The sequence below is a fragment of the Staphylococcus sp. SA22 genome, assembly GCF_054165785.1.
This window is the reverse complement of the sequence record NZ_JBSZQY010000014.1, coordinates 1-16578: the sequence shown is the minus strand read 5'-3', so window position 1 is coordinate 16578 and position 16578 is coordinate 1. Positions and strand designations below refer to the sequence as shown.

At 32.5% G+C, this 16578-nt stretch carries 37 protein-coding genes and 1 pseudogene; 7 read left to right on the top strand and 31 right to left on the bottom strand.

Features of this window, described 5'->3' with window-relative positions; genetic code table 11:
* Positions 1-130 precede the first annotated feature (130 nt).
* From ACXQH5_RS11130 to ACXQH5_RS11010, 25 genes are all read right to left on the bottom strand, one after another.
* Positions 131-547: a hypothetical protein gene (locus tag ACXQH5_RS11130; RefSeq protein WP_000590122.1), complete on the bottom strand. Its 417-nt coding sequence runs from the start codon at positions 545-547 to the stop codon at positions 131-133.
* Between the two features lie 27 nt (positions 548-574).
* A complete protein-coding gene (locus ACXQH5_RS11125; RefSeq protein WP_000265043.1) occupies positions 575-775 on the bottom strand; it encodes a DUF1514 family protein in 201 nt (66 codons plus the stop codon).
* On the bottom strand, positions 775-924 hold the full coding sequence (rinB, locus tag ACXQH5_RS11120; protein ID WP_000595265.1) for a transcriptional activator RinB: 150 nt from the start codon (positions 922-924) through the stop codon (positions 775-777). Before rinB ends, ACXQH5_RS11125 begins: the two co-directional genes overlap by 1 nt.
* Positions 921-1310 carry a hypothetical protein gene (locus ACXQH5_RS11115; protein ID WP_170267442.1) on the bottom strand — a complete coding sequence of 130 codons (390 nt, stop codon included), beginning with the start codon at positions 1308-1310 and terminating at the stop codon, positions 921-923. Before ACXQH5_RS11115 ends, rinB begins: the two co-directional genes overlap by 4 nt.
* Positions 1300-1536 (bottom strand): DUF7366 family protein, encoded by a 237-nt coding sequence (locus tag ACXQH5_RS11110; protein WP_000608274.1) that lies wholly within the window; start codon positions 1534-1536, stop codon positions 1300-1302. The genes ACXQH5_RS11115 and ACXQH5_RS11110 overlap by 11 nt, the downstream gene beginning before the upstream one ends.
* A complete protein-coding gene (locus tag ACXQH5_RS11105; protein WP_001072795.1) occupies positions 1529-1732 on the bottom strand; it encodes a hypothetical protein in 204 nt (67 codons plus the stop codon). The genes ACXQH5_RS11110 and ACXQH5_RS11105 overlap by 8 nt, the downstream gene beginning before the upstream one ends.
* On the bottom strand, positions 1729-1923 hold the full coding sequence (locus ACXQH5_RS11100) for a hypothetical protein (RefSeq protein ID WP_000132920.1): 195 nt from the start codon (positions 1921-1923) through the stop codon (positions 1729-1731). The genes ACXQH5_RS11105 and ACXQH5_RS11100 overlap by 4 nt, the downstream gene beginning before the upstream one ends.
* A complete protein-coding gene (locus ACXQH5_RS11095) occupies positions 1920-2126 on the bottom strand; it encodes a DUF1381 domain-containing protein (protein WP_000195779.1) in 207 nt (68 codons plus the stop codon). The genes ACXQH5_RS11100 and ACXQH5_RS11095 overlap by 4 nt, the downstream gene beginning before the upstream one ends.
* A gap of 36 nt (positions 2127-2162) precedes the next feature.
* On the bottom strand, positions 2163-2699 hold the full coding sequence (locus ACXQH5_RS11090) for a dUTPase (RefSeq protein WP_001066452.1): 537 nt from the start codon (positions 2697-2699) through the stop codon (positions 2163-2165).
* Positions 2692-2940 (bottom strand): type II toxin-antitoxin system toxin HigB, encoded by a 249-nt coding sequence (gene higB / locus ACXQH5_RS11085; RefSeq protein WP_031879102.1) that lies wholly within the window; start codon positions 2938-2940, stop codon positions 2692-2694. Before higB ends, ACXQH5_RS11090 begins: the two co-directional genes overlap by 8 nt.
* On the bottom strand, positions 2933-3322 hold the full coding sequence (locus ACXQH5_RS11080; RefSeq protein ID WP_114621342.1) for an acetyltransferase: 390 nt from the start codon (positions 3320-3322) through the stop codon (positions 2933-2935). Before ACXQH5_RS11080 ends, higB begins: the two co-directional genes overlap by 8 nt.
* The gene (locus ACXQH5_RS11075) at positions 3319-3666 is read right to left on the bottom strand and encodes a YopX family protein (protein ID WP_114621341.1); all 348 of its coding nucleotides are present in this window, start codon (positions 3664-3666) and stop codon (positions 3319-3321) included. Before ACXQH5_RS11075 ends, ACXQH5_RS11080 begins: the two co-directional genes overlap by 4 nt.
* Positions 3667-3729: 63 nt before the next feature.
* Positions 3730-3978, bottom strand: a complete 249-nt coding sequence (locus tag ACXQH5_RS11070) for a phi PVL orf 51-like protein (RefSeq protein WP_114621340.1) — start codon at positions 3976-3978, stop codon at positions 3730-3732.
* Entirely contained in the window at positions 3979-4350 is a 372-nt protein-coding gene (locus ACXQH5_RS11065) for an SA1788 family PVL leukocidin-associated protein (RefSeq protein WP_435749385.1), read from the bottom strand.
* 12 nt (positions 4351-4362) lie between these two features.
* Positions 4363-4767, bottom strand: coding sequence for a RusA family crossover junction endodeoxyribonuclease (locus ACXQH5_RS11060; protein ID WP_000401960.1), 405 nt, complete (start codon positions 4765-4767; stop codon positions 4363-4365).
* 8 nt (positions 4768-4775) lie between these two features.
* Positions 4776-4994 (bottom strand): hypothetical protein, encoded by a 219-nt coding sequence (locus ACXQH5_RS11055; protein WP_000338530.1) that lies wholly within the window; start codon positions 4992-4994, stop codon positions 4776-4778.
* Positions 4995-5000: 6 nt separating this feature from the next.
* The gene (locus ACXQH5_RS11050) at positions 5001-5885 is read right to left on the bottom strand and encodes a DnaD domain-containing protein (protein WP_031833239.1); all 885 of its coding nucleotides are present in this window, start codon (positions 5883-5885) and stop codon (positions 5001-5003) included.
* A 29-nt stretch (positions 5886-5914) separates the two neighbouring features.
* Positions 5915-6385 (bottom strand): single-stranded DNA-binding protein, encoded by a 471-nt coding sequence (ssb, locus tag ACXQH5_RS11045; protein ID WP_458067234.1) that lies wholly within the window; start codon positions 6383-6385, stop codon positions 5915-5917.
* The gene (locus ACXQH5_RS11040; protein WP_072460574.1) at positions 6386-7003 is read right to left on the bottom strand and encodes an MBL fold metallo-hydrolase; all 618 of its coding nucleotides are present in this window, start codon (positions 7001-7003) and stop codon (positions 6386-6388) included. It abuts the gene before it with no gap.
* An 80-nt stretch (positions 7004-7083) separates the two neighbouring features.
* On the bottom strand, positions 7084-8004 hold the full coding sequence (locus ACXQH5_RS11035; protein ID WP_000138475.1) for a recombinase RecT: 921 nt from the start codon (positions 8002-8004) through the stop codon (positions 7084-7086).
* Between the two features lies 1 nt (position 8005).
* A complete protein-coding gene (locus ACXQH5_RS11030; RefSeq protein ID WP_155557517.1) occupies positions 8006-9961 on the bottom strand; it encodes an AAA family ATPase in 1956 nt (651 codons plus the stop codon).
* The gene (locus tag ACXQH5_RS11025; protein WP_001205732.1) at positions 9958-10221 is read right to left on the bottom strand and encodes a hypothetical protein; all 264 of its coding nucleotides are present in this window, start codon (positions 10219-10221) and stop codon (positions 9958-9960) included. The genes ACXQH5_RS11030 and ACXQH5_RS11025 overlap by 4 nt, the downstream gene beginning before the upstream one ends.
* A gap of 8 nt (positions 10222-10229) precedes the next feature.
* Positions 10230-10490, bottom strand: coding sequence for a DUF1108 family protein (locus ACXQH5_RS11020; protein ID WP_000291489.1), 261 nt, complete (start codon positions 10488-10490; stop codon positions 10230-10232).
* Between the two features lie 94 nt (positions 10491-10584).
* A complete protein-coding gene (locus ACXQH5_RS11015) occupies positions 10585-10746 on the bottom strand; it encodes a DUF1270 family protein (RefSeq protein WP_000048124.1) in 162 nt (53 codons plus the stop codon).
* Positions 10743-11063 carry a DUF771 domain-containing protein gene (locus tag ACXQH5_RS11010; protein WP_001120936.1) on the bottom strand — a complete coding sequence of 107 codons (321 nt, stop codon included), beginning with the start codon at positions 11061-11063 and terminating at the stop codon, positions 10743-10745. The genes ACXQH5_RS11015 and ACXQH5_RS11010 overlap by 4 nt, the downstream gene beginning before the upstream one ends.
* A 53-nt stretch (positions 11064-11116) precedes the next feature.
* Here ACXQH5_RS11010 and ACXQH5_RS11005 point away from each other — a divergent pair.
* A pseudogene (locus tag ACXQH5_RS11005) lies at positions 11117-11272 on the top strand (hypothetical protein); the annotation flags it as partial.
* Between the two features lie 23 nt (positions 11273-11295).
* Here the strand turns inward: ACXQH5_RS11005 and ACXQH5_RS11000 are convergent.
* Together ACXQH5_RS11000 and ACXQH5_RS10995 are read right to left on the bottom strand one after the other, a co-directional pair.
* On the bottom strand, positions 11296-11556 hold the full coding sequence (locus ACXQH5_RS11000) for a hypothetical protein (protein ID WP_000435343.1): 261 nt from the start codon (positions 11554-11556) through the stop codon (positions 11296-11298).
* A 12-nt stretch (positions 11557-11568) separates the two neighbouring features.
* Positions 11569-12318 carry a phage antirepressor KilAC domain-containing protein gene (locus ACXQH5_RS10995; RefSeq protein ID WP_001148590.1) on the bottom strand — a complete coding sequence of 250 codons (750 nt, stop codon included), beginning with the start codon at positions 12316-12318 and terminating at the stop codon, positions 11569-11571.
* A 56-nt stretch (positions 12319-12374) separates the two neighbouring features.
* Here ACXQH5_RS10995 and ACXQH5_RS10990 point away from each other — a divergent pair, with 56 nt between their 5' ends.
* Positions 12375-12584, top strand: coding sequence for a hypothetical protein (locus ACXQH5_RS10990; RefSeq protein WP_000772137.1), 210 nt, complete (start codon positions 12375-12377; stop codon positions 12582-12584).
* Here ACXQH5_RS10990 and ACXQH5_RS10985 read toward each other — a convergent pair.
* Genes ACXQH5_RS10985 through ACXQH5_RS10975 form a run of 3 tightly spaced genes read right to left on the bottom strand, consistent with a single transcriptional unit; the run spans position 12577 to position 13433 of the window.
* A complete protein-coding gene (locus ACXQH5_RS10985; protein WP_000939495.1) occupies positions 12577-12717 on the bottom strand; it encodes a hypothetical protein in 141 nt (46 codons plus the stop codon). The two genes, ACXQH5_RS10990 and ACXQH5_RS10985, sit on opposite strands and share 8 nt — an antisense overlap.
* Positions 12718-12731: 14 nt before the next feature.
* Positions 12732-13178, bottom strand: coding sequence for a hypothetical protein (locus ACXQH5_RS10980; protein ID WP_000435349.1), 447 nt, complete (start codon positions 13176-13178; stop codon positions 12732-12734).
* 12 nt (positions 13179-13190) lie between these two features.
* A complete protein-coding gene (locus tag ACXQH5_RS10975) occupies positions 13191-13433 on the bottom strand; it encodes a DUF739 family protein (RefSeq protein WP_000639923.1) in 243 nt (80 codons plus the stop codon).
* 163 nt (positions 13434-13596) lie between these two features.
* Between ACXQH5_RS10975 and ACXQH5_RS10970 the strand changes: the two genes are divergently transcribed.
* The 5 genes from ACXQH5_RS10970 to ACXQH5_RS10950 all read left to right on the top strand — a co-directional run bounded on the left by ACXQH5_RS10970 (position 13597) and on the right by ACXQH5_RS10950 (position 15843).
* Positions 13597-14313, top strand: coding sequence for a LexA family transcriptional regulator (locus ACXQH5_RS10970; RefSeq protein ID WP_001083975.1), 717 nt, complete (start codon positions 13597-13599; stop codon positions 14311-14313).
* An 11-nt stretch (positions 14314-14324) separates the two neighbouring features.
* Positions 14325-15179, top strand: a complete 855-nt coding sequence (locus ACXQH5_RS10965) for an HIRAN domain-containing protein (protein WP_001557601.1) — start codon at positions 14325-14327, stop codon at positions 15177-15179.
* Positions 15180-15252: 73 nt separating this feature from the next.
* Positions 15253-15399, top strand: a complete 147-nt coding sequence (locus tag ACXQH5_RS10960; RefSeq protein ID WP_000345949.1) for a hypothetical protein — start codon at positions 15253-15255, stop codon at positions 15397-15399.
* A complete protein-coding gene (locus ACXQH5_RS10955; protein WP_000109189.1) occupies positions 15396-15581 on the top strand; it encodes a hypothetical protein in 186 nt (61 codons plus the stop codon). The genes ACXQH5_RS10960 and ACXQH5_RS10955 overlap by 4 nt, the downstream gene beginning before the upstream one ends.
* Before the next feature lie 70 nt (positions 15582-15651).
* Positions 15652-15843, top strand: a complete 192-nt coding sequence (locus ACXQH5_RS10950; protein WP_458067223.1) for a hypothetical protein — start codon at positions 15652-15654, stop codon at positions 15841-15843.
* On the opposite strand, the gene istB is transcribed toward ACXQH5_RS10950, so the two are convergent.
* The coding region (gene istB, locus ACXQH5_RS10945) for an IS21-like element helper ATPase IstB (protein ID WP_113590106.1) at positions 15840-16578 on the bottom strand (739 nt) is incomplete at its 5' end. The genes ACXQH5_RS10950 and istB overlap by 4 nt on opposite strands.

The window sequence follows — 16578 nt, the reverse complement described above, 5'->3', positions numbered from 1 at the left end:
TAAAAAGACACATCACATAGTGATGCGCCTCTTGTTCATGCGTCGTATTAGCATTTAATAACTTTAAATATTAATCTGATACTAACATAATAAACTGTTTTAATGCGGACTTACATAGGGTAAAAGTCCGCTACACATAACCAATATACTTTGCTAACTTATCGATCAGTGCATTCCTTCTACGTAATATACTTGTCTTACTTGTACCAAAGTAATGTGCTATATCTTCCCATTCATAACAACCAATAGGACAATCCCAATATCTAAACCTTAATAACTCAAGCGTATCCTCATCACTTTCATCTATCAATCTATCTACACCGTTAACTATATTTCTTAATGTATTGTACCTGTTATCACTAAACTTCTTTATTGCACATCGTTCAATCGGGTTACCCGGCAAATTACTTTTGCCAGCTCCCGCATTATCTGGTTCATGACTTTCAAGTAATTCATATTCTCGCATTTTCAACTCTCTTCGATAGTTATCGATGTGCTGAATGTATTCTTCAAGCTTTTTGATATCGTGTTTCTCAATCTTTATCATTCAATGCAATACCTCCGATAATATAAATTACTTTTTAATATCGTTATTCATTCGCTTTAATTCAATCCTGTATTCTTTTAACCCGTTGTATCCTTTAGTTTTAACTACTTCATCAAGTAGATAATCATTCATATATCTGAGCGCTTGTATCTCCCTTGCACGATCACTATTAATACTGATACAAACTAATAGCAATATAGCAAATACAATAGTCATAGTAATCCACATCACTCACTTACCTCCGCTCGAAAGACGTAATCACTCGGCGCCTCTACATCATCATTAGCCGTCATCATAATATATACTTGCTCAGTTACATACTTACCTAGCTCATACATCGCTAGTAAGAATAATAGTCTTAGTATTTGCTTAATCATTTTTTATCTACCTTCTTTACTTCGTATAAGACCGGATATAAATTTAAAAAGTGTATTCTATATCCAATCGTCTTAACTTCTACTTTATCTCCAATTTTTAATTTAGCTTGTATATCTGCACTATCAAATTTCTTTTTGAGTAATAAGTCGGAGTTTTCAATGACTTGTTTGTTGTCTAATACAATATAGAACTTGTCTTCTTTATCTTGTCTCTTATTATATTTATCTGTAATTGTCCCTTGATGTACTTCTTTGTTTTGGTAACTAGCCACTGTATAGATAGGCGATATGACAACAAGCATCAGTGCGATTACGCCGAATAATCGCAGTATTCCAACAATAAAGATATCGAACCAATCCATATTTTTAAGTTTTTTAATCATCATTGTCATCTCCAGTATCAATTAAACTAGGCATCATTCTTAACATAGCCCTTAATTCATGTTCATTCATATTAGCCGTCATAGGACTGTAAAATTCACTGTCTTTATCATTAATTTCTTTAATGAAATCATCTTCAATCTTAGCTTTTTCTTCAGGTGTTTTATTTTTATATTTTTTGATTATTTCAGTGTACTTTTCCGGGAATTTCATTTTAGGAATATTAATCATCGTCTGCCTCCTCAACATTGATCCCAACTATATAACCTTTGTTCAATACAAGTTCTCTGCCATAATCTTTTTCTATCGTTAAATAGTCATCATCATTTCTAAAATTGTCCAAAACAAATACTATTTCGTTAAATAATTCATCTTCATGTAATATCAAACTACTACCGTCATGTAATAAAATTCTCAGCTGATTCATTTCCCACGCTCCTCAATAAGTGTGATTGATTCAATTGTATCTGTTTTAATATACGTTGGTTGCTTGATTATAGTACTTGCGTAAATATAACCATTAAAACTCGTCATTCTTTCAACATATTTTTCAAAAGGTTCAGCTGTTTTTACAAAATAAACTCCACCTGAAATAGTTTTAATTTTAACATCCGTCATTTCCCACACTCCCTTATATTTTCAAACAACTGACCTAATTTAATAATTGCATCCCTTTTAACTTGTGCCTCGTACTTCTCTTTCGCTTCTTCTTTACTCTCCGCCTCAACAACTGTAAACGTCTGATTATCTCTAACAGCAGTAAAATGTTCATGTGGTTGTCCTGTTGAATCTTTGAATGTTGTGACTAAGTATTGCGTCACTTCCCCAAAACCTCCTTAACTCGATCTAAGATGTCTTTACACGTATCCTTTTCCTGCGTCTGCTGTTCCATCTTGTCTTTCATGGTTCCTTTTCATTTTCTTTTTGTATGCGTCAATGAGTTGGTCGATTGTATAGTAAGTATTGGCGTACAAAAAAGGCATTATTAAAACTTGTACAATACTATTATCAATACCTTTTACAAATTGTTCTGTTAGTGTATGCATTACATGAACAAAATAAACTGAATGTAGTTTAGGTAAAGTAACTTCATTTTCAATCAAATCAACCATAACCTCAGTAGTTTCTTCCAAATCTTCTTCATCAACAATAGTCAAAGTTAATTGCAAACTGAAAGCTAAGTAATCAGCAATCTCATCTAATTGTGTATCTAATGGCTTACCTGGTTGTTTCTTCCAATTTTTAAAAAACTCAAGTGTGTTAACCCACTCCGCAAATTCAATGATCATACTAGCTACTGTGTCATTTAAATTTCTGGTTGGTATTCTATCGTCGAACTCCTTTTGTATTTGTAATAACTCTTGTAATTGATCAATTGTTAATGTGTTATTCATTTTCCTGCTCCTCCTCATATTTATAGACAACTTGACTCGTCATAATCCCTACTGCTTCATCAAGATAAATATCTTCTTTGAGTGCATCTTGCATAGCATTAGGTAAACCCTCAAGTATTTCATCAAACGCTTGTGCTTTCTTATACACGTCTTCAATCTCTTTTAGTAATCCCTCTGTGTCATTGCCGTTATACGCACTAGCACTTATAACGGACTGTTCGATTTGTTCGCGGTTATTCATTAGTGTCTTCCTCCATTTGACCTAAAAATTCGTAGAACTCATTTGTTCCGTCTAGTTCTTCCATTCGCGACAGTATAATATCTGCAGTGCTTTTACCTCCTATATAGAGAGCTCCTATCCTGTTCGCTTTGCTCTCAGGGTGTAGTTCTCTAAATTTAAAACAGTAATGTTCGTATCTTCCAAGCAATTCATTTTTAAGAGTGCGCCACATGTTCTCCAACTCTTTGTTACGTTCTCTTAACTTACCTATATCCCCAATAAGCTCGTCACGTTGCTTCTTGTACTCATCACGTTGTTTTAATGCTTTGTGAAGTTTACCTAATAACTTGTTTAATTTAGTACAAAGGTTTTTATATTGTTCATCTGATAAGGTGACCGTCATCTCATAGCCTCCAATAGCTCCTCATTTTCAAAAATATTTCCAATAATTTCAATAATGTCGTCATTTTCACTTATTAATTCAGTTACATTGCTACAAGTTATATAAAAGGCTCCTTCTTTAAACTCGATAAAACTTACTTCTCCGGAATAAGAATCTTGAACAATATCCCCCTCATAAATCTCCACACCGTGCACATCTTTAAATCCTGTGTATTGTAATAGTTTTACTTCATTGAAACTTTTATAACCTGTTGAAATCAAAATGTACCCACTATTAAAATCGATTTCGTCAATAAAACTCATAACTTTTTTATCTTTATCCCACGCTCTAAATTTCGGCATCATACTACTACCTCCACTTTTTCGACCTCTATGCTTGCAGTTTTGATTTTCATTATTTCCATCTCCTTAAAATAAAGTTAGTTGCTTCTGTTCCTCATATTCCAAATCCTGTTGCTTTATATATGTTTCAAGCTCTTCGGTTGTATCAAATGTCTTTTTCACGCCTTGCCAGCCTGGTACGATATGCCCGTGAAAGTAATAAGTGCCATTCACTACATGGATATGTGCCACTCGTTCGTTATCCTGATACAGATATCTCTTAGATTCGAAAAATTGGTTTAAGTATTCTTTACATGCGCTATCGGTTTTAGGCATTTATACTTCCTGCAACTTCTTGAACATTTGGTTATAAGTATTATCAAACCAGTACGGATCACGTGAATGTTTCTGTGGTACATTAAACAAGTGTGACTTCTTTCTTCTTAGCTCAGCCTCTCTCTTTCTCTCTCTTTCCAATTTGCGTTCGAGTCTAGCTTGTTCCAGTCTTTCTATTGTTTTCTTTTCTCTGTACTCACTTAAACGCGTATCTTCTGGTGCGTCCATTGCTTCATGTAGTTCCCAACCGTCTTTTACTCTCTTAGAAACCATTCCAGCGGTTATACCGTGACTTTCTATTAATTCCATTTCAAATTTACTGAACCTATAAGGTTTATCATTTATTGTTACAATCCTTGCTTTTCTCGCCATTTTATCCACCTCTTATATTTCTTCTATTCGTATGATTATTTTGGGCTCAATTCCATAACGCTTTGAGCTAGTTATTTCTGCAATTTGATTGTCATCTTTCCACAAATAATTGTTACAAGCGTCTAGAACTGTCTTCATCAAATTATCGATATCTGGTTTAGTTACTTTTAATTGTCCAATCGCTTGAGTTTTCTTTTTCTTCGACCATGATTTAGGTGGAGTAAAGTAAAACTCTAATTCAATTTTTAATGCATTTTCTAGATTTAGCTTTGGCATTTGATTTTGTAAATATTTTTTATGTTCTGTATATTTTGTAGGCATATATGTGTGTGCATATCTACCTTTTGTGCTAAAACGCGGTCGAGGCGAGCCCATAGGTGCCTCGAAAGTTTCGTTAAATTTAATTTCTATCTCCATGTAATCCCTCATATATATTCAAATAAGCTTGTTTGGTGTCCTAACTCCATTTGTTCATTATCAATAAGTGTTTTTAATTCATAATCATCTAAGTACCAACGTCGACCATTGAATTTTGTATGTTTTAATCCAACAACTAAATGCCGTCCATCTTTAAAATGTGGTGTAACTGAAAACATTTTGTTGCCGTCATGATCAAATAGATAGTATTTATCAAATGCATCCATTTTCAATCACTCCCATTTGCTATTTAGACGCTTAATAAAAGCTTCTCTGTCTTTCTCAAGGTTTTCATCTACTTCCGGCGTTTTCGTTTCTCTCGTGCTGTCTGTGAGCCATTTGGGTGTTTTTTCTTTTGATTGTTTAACGAAAGGTTTATAATTTTGTTTTTTGCTTTCAAGTTGTTGCTTTTCAAATGCACGTACTTGTTCAATAGATTTCAAGTTTGCATTAAGCCATGTATTCAAAATGCTTTTAGCATATCCCCAAGTAACTTTATTTCTGTCTTTAGCGATTTTAAGTGATGCGGTAACTATTTGATCTGAATCATTTTCAAATGAATCAAGATAATAATTTAAATCGTCTAAATTGTAAGGAGTTATGAAACCGAATCCGTTATCTTGGAAGAAGTCGAAGGCGGTTACCTTCTTCTTCTCATTCTCACCATTCTTTACATTATCCCCATTCTTTACATTCTTGTTTGTGTTGATTTGTTGTTGATTTGTTGTTGATTTGTTGTCCATTTGTTGTTGATTTGTTGTTGATTTGTTGTCGTTTTTGCTGTCGGAATTTTCTTCCATACTTTGATAAATCGCCCAATTGACAACGGTTATAACAGAAAATTTGTTGTCGGACTTTACGACGATAGTTCCAAGATTTTCTAAAAGCTTTATGTAGTCTCTTACTGTGGATTCTTTGAGACGCAACTCTTCGCTTGCTCGCTTTCTCCCGAACACAAATTGACCTTTTTCTAATTCGACAACCCGCCTGCCAACAAGCTGTGTATGATCCTTATGACTAGCTTTCATAAGACAATATGCAAATACTTTGAATAACTTTTCGTTCTGAAAAATAGGCGAATCTAATAGTTTTCTATGAAGTTTTATCCAACCAGTCATATACACACCTCACTTTCAAACCGGTTAAATCAGAATGGTAAATCATCATCATTTAGTTCAATCGGACCATTTGCATTCGCAAACGGATTATCTTTTACTGGTTTGTTATTTGAATATTGCGATTGTCCACGTGTTTGTTGTACTTGTTGTTGATATAAATCTTGTTGAGAGTCATTTGTGTTCTTTGGTTCTAAAAATTGAACGCTATCACACACAACTTCCGTAACATATACACGTTGACCTTCCTTATTTTCATAATTCCGCGTTTGTAACCTACCATCTACGCCCGTCAACGATCCTTTAGATAGGTATTTATTAACGTTCTCTGCTTGTTTTTTAAATACGATGACATTTATAAAGTCTGCCTCGCGCTCGCCTTGTGCATTTGTAAATGTACGGTTAACTGCTAATGTGAATGATGCTACATTTACACCACTTTGAGTGGTTCTTAATTCTGGGTCTCTAGTTAAACGACCAACTAATATTGTTCTGTTTAGCATTTATAAACCTCCAACATAAACGGGCGCGCCCGTCACTTTTTGTATTTCACTTTTAATGTATTTTGCATTTGAATTTTGACTACTTAAATGAATTAAATGTATTTCTTCAAGTCTAGTTAAATCATTTGCTTTCAACATTCCTATAGCATGTTCTAAGCTAAAATGAGACTCCATAATTCTGTTTGCTAATGCGCTGTGTACACTGCCGTTTTTTATGTTTTCTTGCATTTGTTCATAGATATAATTAACTTCTAACATCATGTGCGTAATGCCGTTAAATTTGTATTTCAGATACTTCGTATCAGTAACATACAGGACCTTATAACCTAATGTGCTTTGTAATAAGAAAGCCACAGGCTCGTTAGCATCATGTTCGATGTCAAACGGTAGAATTGACCATGTACCTATTCGCAGCTCTTGCTTTGCCTTAATCGTGCATAAGCGATGACTTTCAAAATTCATAGCTTGTTGTGTTCCAGCAGTCATATAGCTTATTACACCATTGTCGACAAACTGCTTTGTGTACTTTGCATGATCACCATGTTCGTGTGTGATAAGACACCCTGCTATATGTCTTGTTTTATATTTGAAATGCTTTTGAACACGTTCAAATTTTATTCCTGCCTCAAGCAGTAACGTAGTACGTCCATCATTTAAGACGTAGCAGTTACCACTTGAACCAGTTGCTATTGTTTCAATTAAAATGGCTCTTCTTCGCTTTCTTTTTCTGTTGCAGGTTCTTTTATTTCTTCAAAGTCAGATACATCAATAGGCTTATCATTTTCTAATTCTGTGTATTGTGCTTCTTCGAGAACTGGTTGTTCAAAGTCCAATTGTTCTTGATTTGCATTTTCTTCAACTTCTGCGTCTAACACTTCTTTGCGTTGACGTTGTTCGGATTCTTGTGCGTATTTGAAAAGATTGCTATCTGTTGATGTGTTGATATAACGTTTAGCAGCTCTATTGATGACTGTTTTTTTAGCCATTTCTTCTTTGAAATTATTATGTGTTTTAGAATTTTGTAATGCTTTTTCATCTTTAATCATTGATGACTGCATCCACGCTTGTTTAATTTGTTCAATAGTCATGACTTCAATATAGTTATCTCGTCCATCATTAAATACGATTGTGCAGTACGCACCGATAATGTTTTCTTTGTCGATGTTAAAGAAGTCTTGTTCGTGTTTAATCGCTTTGATACGTCCTGTTTCTCCCATTTCTTGCTTGAATGTATCGCCTTTATAAATCACTTGAGCAACAACATCTTGAGCACCTGCATCACGTTTTAACATCATTACATTACCGTGATAGCTACGTTGTAACTGCATTTTGTTGCCGTAAGGAATAAAGTAGCATTGATTTTTAGCTGGATTTAAACCTTGCGTTACCATGTCTAATAAGGCATTTGCTTTGCTTGTATCGTTACAACTCATTAATTTGTTATCTTGGCTGATTTGTAACCATGCTTGTTTCATGGCATTACTTGGTGAATAATCATTTGGCAATTCCAAATTGCCTTGTGACTCTAAAACTCTCACTTTGTTTAATACGTTGTCAGATACGTTCTTTTCTTGTACTAATTGTTGTTCAATAGTTTGTAATTTATTATTTTCAGTCATTTTATATAGTCTCCATTCTTAATTTTTTATCTTGTTCATTTACTATCAATTGAATTTGTTGTGATTCTGTTTTGATAAGCTCTGTTACTGATTCAGCATTATCAATAAATATTGGCGCTGTAACTTTAAAATGTTTTGACAGTGTATTGATGATATCTAAGCCAACATTAATTCTTGAGGCGTTATTTAAACCGCTGTCGTATTCGACGCCGTTAACCGTTGTGGAACATGTTTCTTCTAATTCGCCGTTAACTAAGGTATTGAATAACTTAAATTCAGCAATCTCAAATTCATTATTGATATTTTCAGTAAGCATTTTGACTTTTGTTGTTGTAAATTCTTTTAAGATATAAAGGTCATGTGAATACTTTTCTTTTTCATCCAATAATCTGTCTTCTTCATTTCTTAATTCAGAAATAACATCATCTAGATGTTTATTTGATTTTTCGATTGATATTGACACTTCAATTTCTGATTTTTCTTGAGTAAGTTCGCTTATTTTGTCATCTATTCCTGAAACTTTATCTTGAATAGTTTTCCTGATGTTAGAGCGTTTTTGATTAATCTCATTTATCTCTAACATTACTGCTTTGTATTCGTCAGTTTGCGTAACGTCAACGTGAGTTGTTTTCAACTTATTAATTTTGTTTTGTATTCTTGCTGAACGCTCTTCTGCTTCGTTGATTTTAATTTGTAAATTATTGTTGTCATCCTCTAATTTCTCGATAATTGGCTTTATTTTCTTGCCTTCTGAAATAATGTGATTGATAGATGTTTGTATTGTTTCTAATTCTTTCGATTTTTTTACATTGAATTTCTGTAAAGCTTTTTCTCTTGCCTCATTCACTTGTTCAGTTGGTAACTGTTGACCACAACAACTACATACATTGTCATCAAGATGTTCAAATTTTTGATTTTTAGCTTTTTCTAAATCACTTTTTAGTCCTTTGTGATTTTCCAATAATTGATTACGTCTATTTTCTTCATGCGTGATTTGTTGTTTGTTTTGCTTTAATCTCGTTTTAAGGTTTGCTGCCGTTCCATTTTCAACGTGTAATTCATTTGTTAAAGCATGGATTTTGTTCTCATTACTTGCGCTGTTATTGTCTTCTATGCGTTTCAATTCTGATTGTTTATCAGCTAATTGATTACGCAAATTAATTTCTTCCTTACCGTTTTGAATATCTATACGCTCATTTTCAAGTTGCTCAATTTCTTGTTTGATAATTGCGTATCTATCATTATCGAATTCAGGTACATCCTGCTTATTTTGTTGTGTTTGGTTAATACGTATCGGAATGTCTTTGATATCTTTGTTAATCTGTTTTATCTTGTCCGTAAGAATCTTTTTCTTTGTTTCAATTTCATGATCTCCAAGAATATTATTTAATTCTTTAAAATCATCATTTGTTTTAATGACATCCTCATCATTGATTGGTTTAGCAATTTCAAACAACAAACTTCTTCGCTTCTTCCAATCTAGTAAGTTAAATGCTTGAGGGTTCGTAATTAACTTGAATACATCTTCATCAATCAGTTCATCAATACGAGCTTTATAATCCTTTACTTTTATTGATTCATCATTGATATATTGTTTCTTCGTTCGACTTCGTGAGTATTCCTTGCGATTCGTTTTTTGATTTATTGTGTATTTAGGATGTGACTCTTTTTTAAAAGTCGTAATTTTTCCGTCGATTTCAAATTCTGCGAAAACAGTCGGAATTAACTCATAATTTTCTTCGTTTTTTTCGTTTAAAGGTACAGGGTTAAATGATTTGGTTGATCCGTCCAAACCTTTATCGAAAAGCAGCCATTGTAATGCGGTTGCTGTCGTAGTCTTACCCGTTGCATTATTGCCGTATATTTTTGCATCTTTGCCGTTAAAGTTAAAGCTTTCTTCTTTGATTCCAGCAAAGTTTGATATAGTTAACTTATTTATTTTTATTTCCATCCTCATGCTCCTTTTTTAATCTTCCGATGACCTCTTAGCACCTCGATAATTAAATTTTTTATTCGTTCGTGGCTGTCCGGATTGATTTCATGTATCTGTACAAGCTTATTGTTCGTTTTGTAACTGTCGTGATAGTGCAAGAAATTAATCGATAAGTATCCGTGATGATTACGTTCAATTTCCAATAATGCTCGTTGGTTTGACAAAGTATATTCGTCGAATAACGTTTTAAAAATATTCAATATATTTCTTTCTGTATCTCTCATGCTTATACCTACCATCTCATGACTAAGTTAATTAGCCTGTCTCTTTCGTCTGTGTTCTCTTCAATCCATTCATAAATAGATTGATTTAATATGTCTAATGCTGTGTATAGATCATTCTCATCTGTTATATTTATACTGTCGATAAATCTATCTTCTAAATCTAAGACATTCACTAGAATGCTGTAATCTTGTTTCTTAACTGCTAATTTAAAATCGAATCCGTCTACATTAATTACTTTTTGACATACATCGCCAATTTTGTAGTACATTGTTGACACTTCCTTTATTTCGTTTTATATTGAACATGAATTAATTTTGTTAATCGTTTGTCACTGTTACTTGTTGGCGCAAGTAGCAGTTTTTTTATTCTTCATAAAAGTATTCTTTATAGAATATGAAAGTTGCAATACTTGCGAATCCCGCAATCGACCATGCAGTAGTGAAGTATAGAAACGGCATAAGTACAATTGCCAAGACTGTGAAGCATAATACTGCTAATAAGTAGCTTTTATAAGTTTTACTCATTTTATTCTCTCCTTATATATTTCATTGAAATGCTCATCGACGAATTTATTCATCTTTCTTGCGTTAAATCTCCAGCGATTAAAATTCTCATCTGGGTAATGCACAATTCCTTGCGCTCTTAGTTCTTTTTCAAATCTAGGATGAAATAGTAATCTGTCCTTGATAGTCTCATCAGATGCAATTTTTAATTTCTTCTTTAAGTCGCTCATGTTCCATACAGGGTCTAATGAGTAAGCTATTAACTCTTCATATTCATCTTTTGTGATAAGCACGTGTGTTTCAGGTATTGGAACGGTTACGTTTAATACATGTGGCATTTCTATCATTCCTTTCGTGTATAATATTGTTATCTCCTACAGAGAGGAGGTAAGGAATCTATATAAAACCTGTTATCATAGAATCGCGGACAGAACACCGAAAATCAGAGCCACAAGTGACAGAGTTAACATCAGTAAATAAGGTAAGTGCTCTTTCCAACCCCAAGGATGGTTTTTTAAAGAAGTTTTTATATCATTTAAAATCTTAAACATTTGAAATCCTCCTTTTTCGTCACTCTTTAATTGGAGTGGCGTTGATTTTTTTGTCTAACTTTTTCAATGCTAATTTGTAAATAACTGAAGCATGTTCGGTTTTAAAATGAGATTCAGCAATAATTTTCAATGTTTCTAATTTATTTCTTGCATCACCGTATGTGGTACTTTCTGATAGAACACCTTCTAAAATTTGTTGAACTCGATAATCTAAAAGTTTTAAGTCTTTATTGATGCATTGTTCGACACACTCTTCTTTGGTTAATGTGATTTGTTCCATAGTGTTCTCCTATTAAGATGTTTGTTTTTCTCCTAAAAACTTATTAACAAAGTATTGTTGTCCTTTGCCTGTTACTTTTGGCGTCTTACTAATTGATGTGTGACCGTCCGAATGTGTGATTGATGTTTCTTTAATTTCGAATAACTCACGTTCCATTGAATACTGTGTAGGCATGTTATAATCCACACCCTTGCGTTTAATAAGGAATCCGTTTTGACGTAACCACTCAAACAATCTGCGTTGCCCGATGTTTACACCGTTTTGTTTAATGATCTTTGCTAACTCTCCAACTAAAATTGATGTCTTAGTAGTAGCTACTGCATCTGCAAATACAATTTTTGGTTTATCACGTTCAATCTTTGTTTCTAATTGATTGATTGTGTTGTTAGCAATTTTTAAAGCACGTTGCATAATCATTTCTGGGCTATTCCATGCTTTTTCAACTTGGATGAAGTACTCTCTAAAATCAAAACCTTTTTCTGTACCTGACATCATTGCAACATGTTTAGCTACATCAAGTGTTAAAGCATAATCTTCTAGTTGTCTTACAGCTCCGTTATTAACAACCGTACTTGTAAGTACACTTGTAAAATCCCTATTTTCTTTGAAATGCTTCAAGTTAATTTCTGCCCAAGCGCTAAAACGCTTTTTAACTTCCAAAGCTTTATATAACTCTCTTGCACTTATTGCGATTTCTCCATTTTCTTTTTCTTGAATATTGAACATTTCTCCTATGTTCGATTTTGTTTGTAATGCTTGCATATTGTTTATGCTCCTTTCGTGTATAATGTTGTTATCAACCTAAGGAGGTGATAAGTATGAAACTTCTAGTTACTTTAAAGGATGGTTCAAAAAAACATGTTTCGGATTTAAAGAAAATTGTTTTTCCAGGATATGAAGGAATTGAAACTGTTACAAAAGAGGAAATCGAAACATTTTTTCTAGACCCTACTAAAACTTATGTGTTTGTTGGATCTCAAACTCTAAGTGTGGAGGCAGGGCAAATCCTTACCGTTGAATTTAGCTAACCTTTTTCAACAACTCTGCAACTGCTCGCAACAGTTCAGGGTTGTTGTTTCTTTCTAAACAGTAACTAGCATGCTTGAGTAATTTGAGTTTTAATTTATTTTTTTCTTTCGCAATTCTAAATTTTTGTAACATTTGTAGTTCCTCCTTTATTCGAAATCTTCAATTGACAAGGTTTCAATTCGTTTTTGGTAACGATATAAATAAAAGTTCTTCAACATGTCATACATTCTGCTAGCTTCATCGTATTCACTCTCTTTTAAATCAGAATTAAGCGTTACACCAAAAGCTGATAATGTAAGTTTTCTAATGTGGTCATGAATTTCACTAGCGTATGCTTTGTAATTTTCATAACATCCTATTCCGTGTTGATATTTCTTCAAAGATAATGGATGTCCTAAGCCGAGATTGTCAGCACCTCTTAAACGTTCTGTATAAGCAAACTTTTTATTAATTTCATCAAAATCGTTATGGCTGATTCTTACTTTGTTGAAAATTGAACCTGAACTGATTGGTTTCTTGCCATTTATAGCCTCTCTAACTTCTTTTGCTATAATTTCTTTCAACTCTTCTTTGGTTAATGTGATTTGTTCCATAGTTTCCTCCTGTTACGACATTTGTACAGGTTTCTGTACATTTTGTTCAAAAAAATATCTACCTACTTTTGTTGGTGGGATTTCTAATAATTCACAGATTCGTTTTATTTCCCATTGTGTAAATAAATTTTTTCCTTGCAACTTGTGATTAATAGATGTCCTTGAAATAGGGATTGCGTTCGCTAAAGAACTTTGGCTATATCTATACTCTGCCATTCTTTCGTACAGCAAACTATAATCGAAATTGTATATCATAAACTCACCTCCCTTCTTGTTCGGTTTTCTGTACAAATCAATTAAAACACCTTTGTTCAAATAAGTCAACACATAAAATACATTTTTCTGTACAATATTTGTTAAAAATTATTGATAATCGTCATTGTACGTAGTATTATGTTCTTAGGAGGTGTTCAGAAATATGAACAGTTTTAAGGATAGATTAAAGCAAATTATGTCTGAACGGAAGATATCTCAATCAGAGCTATCAAGAAGGACTGGTATTGGTAGAAACTCAATTAGCGATTATTTAAACGGAAAATATGAAGCGAAACAAGACAAAGTCTTTGAACTAGCAAAGGCTTTAAACGTTAACGAAGCGTGGCTTATGGGGTTTGATATTTCTAAGAATAGAAAAATTGAAAATAACGACATCACTTCCATATACAGTAAACTCACGCCTCCAAGACAAAGCAATGTACTAAAATATGCGACTAATCAATTAGAAGAACAAAATAATGACAGTGATAATCTGGTAGATTTCAATTCTTACATTCAAGAAAAATCCGAAGTGGATATATATGGTTGTGCGTCAGCTGGTATTGGCGAAAGATTATATAACGAGCCTATTTCAAAAGAATTCGTAAGAGGTTATGTCCCCGCACATGATATAGCTTTAAAAGTAAATGGAGACTCAATGGAGCCGTTATTTAAAAACGGACAAATTATATTCATTGAAAAATCTCACACTATCAAAGATGGACAAATAGGCGTCTTTATTATAAATGGAGATGCTTACGTAAAGAAAGTTTATGTAGAAGATAATAGATTAACGTTGGTTTCTTTAAATAAAAAGTATAAAGATTTATATTTTTATGATAACGAAAGTGTGAGGTTAGTTGGAAAAGTTATTTTATAGGAGGTAGTAAAATGAAACCTAGAAAGCAAGATGAAAAAATATTATCAGATCAATACAGTTACTTTGAACCAATAATCAGCGACAGTTGCGACATAAAATTCGACGAAAACAAGAGGAGAATGGGTTCTATATTCATTTCACATGAAGAGATTTGTTTTATAAGGAAAGAAGAAGATTATATATTCAAAATCTCATTATCAGAGGTGATAGATTATAACACTGTTGTTACTATTTGGAAAAACCAAGCTTTTTTAACATTAAACGATAATAGAAAATTAACAGTTTATTTCGTAACAAACTCTCCTTTAACAGGATTCATCTCAATTTTAAAAACTTATATGCAATTATCTAAGAATAAGGAAACAATTATCTCGAATGATTGTCTACCTATTAATGATGATGAACAAACTAAAGTTGAAATTTTCGACGTCGTAGGATTAAATTATGAAGGTCGTAGAAAAGAATTAAAGAAACTTATCAAGAAAATGAAAAATAACGACGATTTCTTTTTCTTATATAGTGATTTGAAAGGAAATGAACTTAAAGAAGAATTACTTTATGAAGACAAGGTGTATGAAATTTCTGATTACGAGGTTATTCCTGGTGTATTCTTACAAAAAGAACCGGATAATCCTTATGATGAAAACGCGATAAAAGTTATGATTTCAAATGAATACTCTGAATTTCACGTTGGATATGTACCTAGAGAGTATGCTTCAAGATTAGTCAATCATATGGACAACATCGTTTCTTGTAACGCATATATTAATGGTGGTAAGTATAAAACTTTAGATTATTTAGAAGAGAAAATCGTTACTAAAGAATCAGACTATGGATTACGAGTACATTTAGAATACAAAGTTTGAGATAGGTAAAGATTGTATTTTTATAAGTAATTACTATAAATAATAGAAAATTCATTTCACAGGAGGGTTTAACATGGATTTTAAAGAAGTTGACATTAACATTGAAGAGTGGGAAATGGTTGAAATCCCCTTTTATACAGAAGAAGAACTGACTTATAGATTGAACAATGGTTTACCTATAACTAAAAGTGAACTTGAAGAACAGGAGTCGAAAAAATGAGTACTTATAAAGAAATTGAACACTTACACATCAATACTGGTGGTAAAGAGCTTACTCAAGAGCAAATAGAAGAGGCTAAAGCTTTTATAGACAGTCAAGAATTTAAAGATATGATTCGAGAAGCTAAAGAATCACATCAAAGAGTTATGGAGTCTAAAATCACTGATAGAACTAAATTGTGATTAACAGCGCCTGTGTGGCGCTTTAATATAAAAGACGTCTATTTCAGCAGTGTTTGAAAGGAAGTTTATAATGAAAATAACTAATTGCAAAATAAAAAAAGAAACTATAGTATATGAAGTTTTAACTAGTGGTAATCAACCATTCACTTATGAGTTACCTAAAGATTTATCGTCACATAATGCGCGTAAATACTTGGATGTAAATGTCAATATAAAAATGTACATAAATGATTGTATAAGAATGTACAAAATTGTTTGCTAAGTAATTTCCTTCTTAGGTGAATGATCTTTTAATCTATACGATTTGCCAGTGATTTTAACTACACTTGAATGATGCAATATCCTATCCAAAATCGCATTTGCGATTTTGGGATCATCAAATATTTCATTCCATAAGTTGAAATTGATATTTGTGGTAAATATTGTACTTTTCTTCTCATATCTTAAATCTATTAATTGAAAGAATAGTTTGGCATCTTCACTTCCAATAGGTAAGTACCCAATCTCATCTATGATTAATAACTTATACTTGCTATAGTGCTTCAATCTATTTTCTAATCTGTTCTCTAGTTTTGCTTTTCTTAAATTCTCTATCAAATGATGACATTTAATAAAGTAAGTACTTACTCTATTTTTAGCTGCAGCCATACCAATGCCTGTAGCTAAATGTGTTTTACCAACGCCACTTGAGCCTAAAAAGACAATGTTTTGATATTTTTCTATAAAACGCAAATCTGTAAAATCCCAAATTTCTTGTTGATTGATGCTCGGTTGAAAATTAAAGTCAAAATCTGATATTTCTTTTTTAAACGGAAATGCCGCCACCTTTACCATCGATTCAATCAAATTTTTCTCTTTAATTTCGATTTCGTAGTCACTTAATTTAATTAGTGTATCTATAAATGACAGGTTGTTTTTAATACTAAAATCGATAACATCATCAAGATGATTAATCATTTGATTCATTTTCAAATATTCTAAATTCGCTTTTAAGCGC

What these genes read in the sequence shown, in the direction of transcription:
- ACXQH5_RS11130 (WP_000590122.1), bottom strand. Translation starts at nt 547, where the DNA reads ATGATAAAGATTGAGAAACACGATATCAAAAAGCTTGAAGAATACATT.
- ACXQH5_RS11125 (WP_000265043.1), bottom strand. Translation starts at nt 775, where the DNA reads ATGTGGATTACTATGACTATTGTATTTGCTATATTGCTATTAGTTTGT.
- rinB (WP_000595265.1), bottom strand. Translation starts at nt 924, where the DNA reads ATGATTAAGCAAATACTAAGACTATTATTCTTACTAGCGATGTATGAG.
- ACXQH5_RS11115 (WP_170267442.1), bottom strand. Translation starts at nt 1,310, where the DNA reads ATGATGATTAAAAAACTTAAAAATATGGATTGGTTCGATATCTTTATT.
- ACXQH5_RS11110 (WP_000608274.1), bottom strand. Translation starts at nt 1,536, where the DNA reads ATGATTAATATTCCTAAAATGAAATTCCCGGAAAAGTACACTGAAATA.
- ACXQH5_RS11105 (WP_001072795.1), bottom strand. Translation starts at nt 1,732, where the DNA reads ATGAATCAGCTGAGAATTTTATTACATGACGGTAGTAGTTTGATATTA.
- ACXQH5_RS11100 (WP_000132920.1), bottom strand. Translation starts at nt 1,923, where the DNA reads ATGACGGATGTTAAAATTAAAACTATTTCAGGTGGAGTTTATTTTGTA.
- ACXQH5_RS11090 (WP_001066452.1), bottom strand. Translation starts at nt 2,699, where the DNA reads ATGAATAACACATTAACAATTGATCAATTACAAGAGTTATTACAAATA.
- higB (WP_031879102.1), bottom strand. Translation starts at nt 2,940, where the DNA reads ATGAATAACCGCGAACAAATCGAACAGTCCGTTATAAGTGCTAGTGCG.
- ACXQH5_RS11080 (WP_114621342.1), bottom strand. Translation starts at nt 3,322, where the DNA reads ATGACGGTCACCTTATCAGATGAACAATATAAAAACCTTTGTACTAAA.
- ACXQH5_RS11075 (WP_114621341.1), bottom strand. Translation starts at nt 3,666, where the DNA reads ATGATGCCGAAATTTAGAGCGTGGGATAAAGATAAAAAAGTTATGAGT.
- ACXQH5_RS11070 (WP_114621340.1), bottom strand. Translation starts at nt 3,978, where the DNA reads ATGCCTAAAACCGATAGCGCATGTAAAGAATACTTAAACCAATTTTTC.
- ACXQH5_RS11065 (WP_435749385.1), bottom strand. Translation starts at nt 4,350, where the DNA reads ATGGCGAGAAAAGCAAGGATTGTAACAATAAATGATAAACCTTATAGG.
- ACXQH5_RS11060 (WP_000401960.1), bottom strand. Translation starts at nt 4,767, where the DNA reads ATGGAGATAGAAATTAAATTTAACGAAACTTTCGAGGCACCTATGGGC.
- ACXQH5_RS11055 (WP_000338530.1), bottom strand. Translation starts at nt 4,994, where the DNA reads ATGGATGCATTTGATAAATACTATCTATTTGATCATGACGGCAACAAA.
- ACXQH5_RS11050 (WP_031833239.1), bottom strand. Translation starts at nt 5,885, where the DNA reads ATGACTGGTTGGATAAAACTTCATAGAAAACTATTAGATTCGCCTATT.
- ssb (WP_458067234.1), bottom strand. Translation starts at nt 6,385, where the DNA reads ATGCTAAACAGAACAATATTAGTTGGTCGTTTAACTAGAGACCCAGAA.
- ACXQH5_RS11035 (WP_000138475.1), bottom strand. Translation starts at nt 8,004, where the DNA reads ATGACTGAAAATAATAAATTACAAACTATTGAACAACAATTAGTACAA.
- ACXQH5_RS11030 (WP_155557517.1), bottom strand. Translation starts at nt 9,961, where the DNA reads ATGAGGATGGAAATAAAAATAAATAAGTTAACTATATCAAACTTTGCT.
- ACXQH5_RS11025 (WP_001205732.1), bottom strand. Translation starts at nt 10,221, where the DNA reads ATGAGAGATACAGAAAGAAATATATTGAATATTTTTAAAACGTTATTC.
- ACXQH5_RS11020 (WP_000291489.1), bottom strand. Translation starts at nt 10,490, where the DNA reads ATGTACTACAAAATTGGCGATGTATGTCAAAAAGTAATTAATGTAGAC.
- ACXQH5_RS11015 (WP_000048124.1), bottom strand. Translation starts at nt 10,746, where the DNA reads ATGAGTAAAACTTATAAAAGCTACTTATTAGCAGTATTATGCTTCACA.
- ACXQH5_RS11010 (WP_001120936.1), bottom strand. Translation starts at nt 11,063, where the DNA reads ATGCCACATGTATTAAACGTAACCGTTCCAATACCTGAAACACACGTG.
- ACXQH5_RS11000 (WP_000435343.1), bottom strand. Translation starts at nt 11,556, where the DNA reads ATGGAACAAATCACATTAACCAAAGAAGAGTGTGTCGAACAATGCATC.
- ACXQH5_RS10995 (WP_001148590.1), bottom strand. Translation starts at nt 12,318, where the DNA reads ATGCAAGCATTACAAACAAAATCGAACATAGGAGAAATGTTCAATATT.
- ACXQH5_RS10990 (WP_000772137.1), top strand. Translation starts at nt 12,375, where the DNA reads ATGAAACTTCTAGTTACTTTAAAGGATGGTTCAAAAAAACATGTTTCG.
- ACXQH5_RS10985 (WP_000939495.1), bottom strand. Translation starts at nt 12,717, where the DNA reads ATGTTACAAAAATTTAGAATTGCGAAAGAAAAAAATAAATTAAAACTC.
- ACXQH5_RS10980 (WP_000435349.1), bottom strand. Translation starts at nt 13,178, where the DNA reads ATGGAACAAATCACATTAACCAAAGAAGAGTTGAAAGAAATTATAGCA.
- ACXQH5_RS10975 (WP_000639923.1), bottom strand. Translation starts at nt 13,433, where the DNA reads ATGATATACAATTTCGATTATAGTTTGCTGTACGAAAGAATGGCAGAG.
- ACXQH5_RS10970 (WP_001083975.1), top strand. Translation starts at nt 13,597, where the DNA reads ATGAACAGTTTTAAGGATAGATTAAAGCAAATTATGTCTGAACGGAAG.
- ACXQH5_RS10965 (WP_001557601.1), top strand. Translation starts at nt 14,325, where the DNA reads ATGAAACCTAGAAAGCAAGATGAAAAAATATTATCAGATCAATACAGT.
- ACXQH5_RS10960 (WP_000345949.1), top strand. Translation starts at nt 15,253, where the DNA reads ATGGATTTTAAAGAAGTTGACATTAACATTGAAGAGTGGGAAATGGTT.
- ACXQH5_RS10955 (WP_000109189.1), top strand. Translation starts at nt 15,396, where the DNA reads ATGAGTACTTATAAAGAAATTGAACACTTACACATCAATACTGGTGGT.
- ACXQH5_RS10950 (WP_458067223.1), top strand. Translation starts at nt 15,652, where the DNA reads ATGAAAATAACTAATTGCAAAATAAAAAAAGAAACTATAGTATATGAA.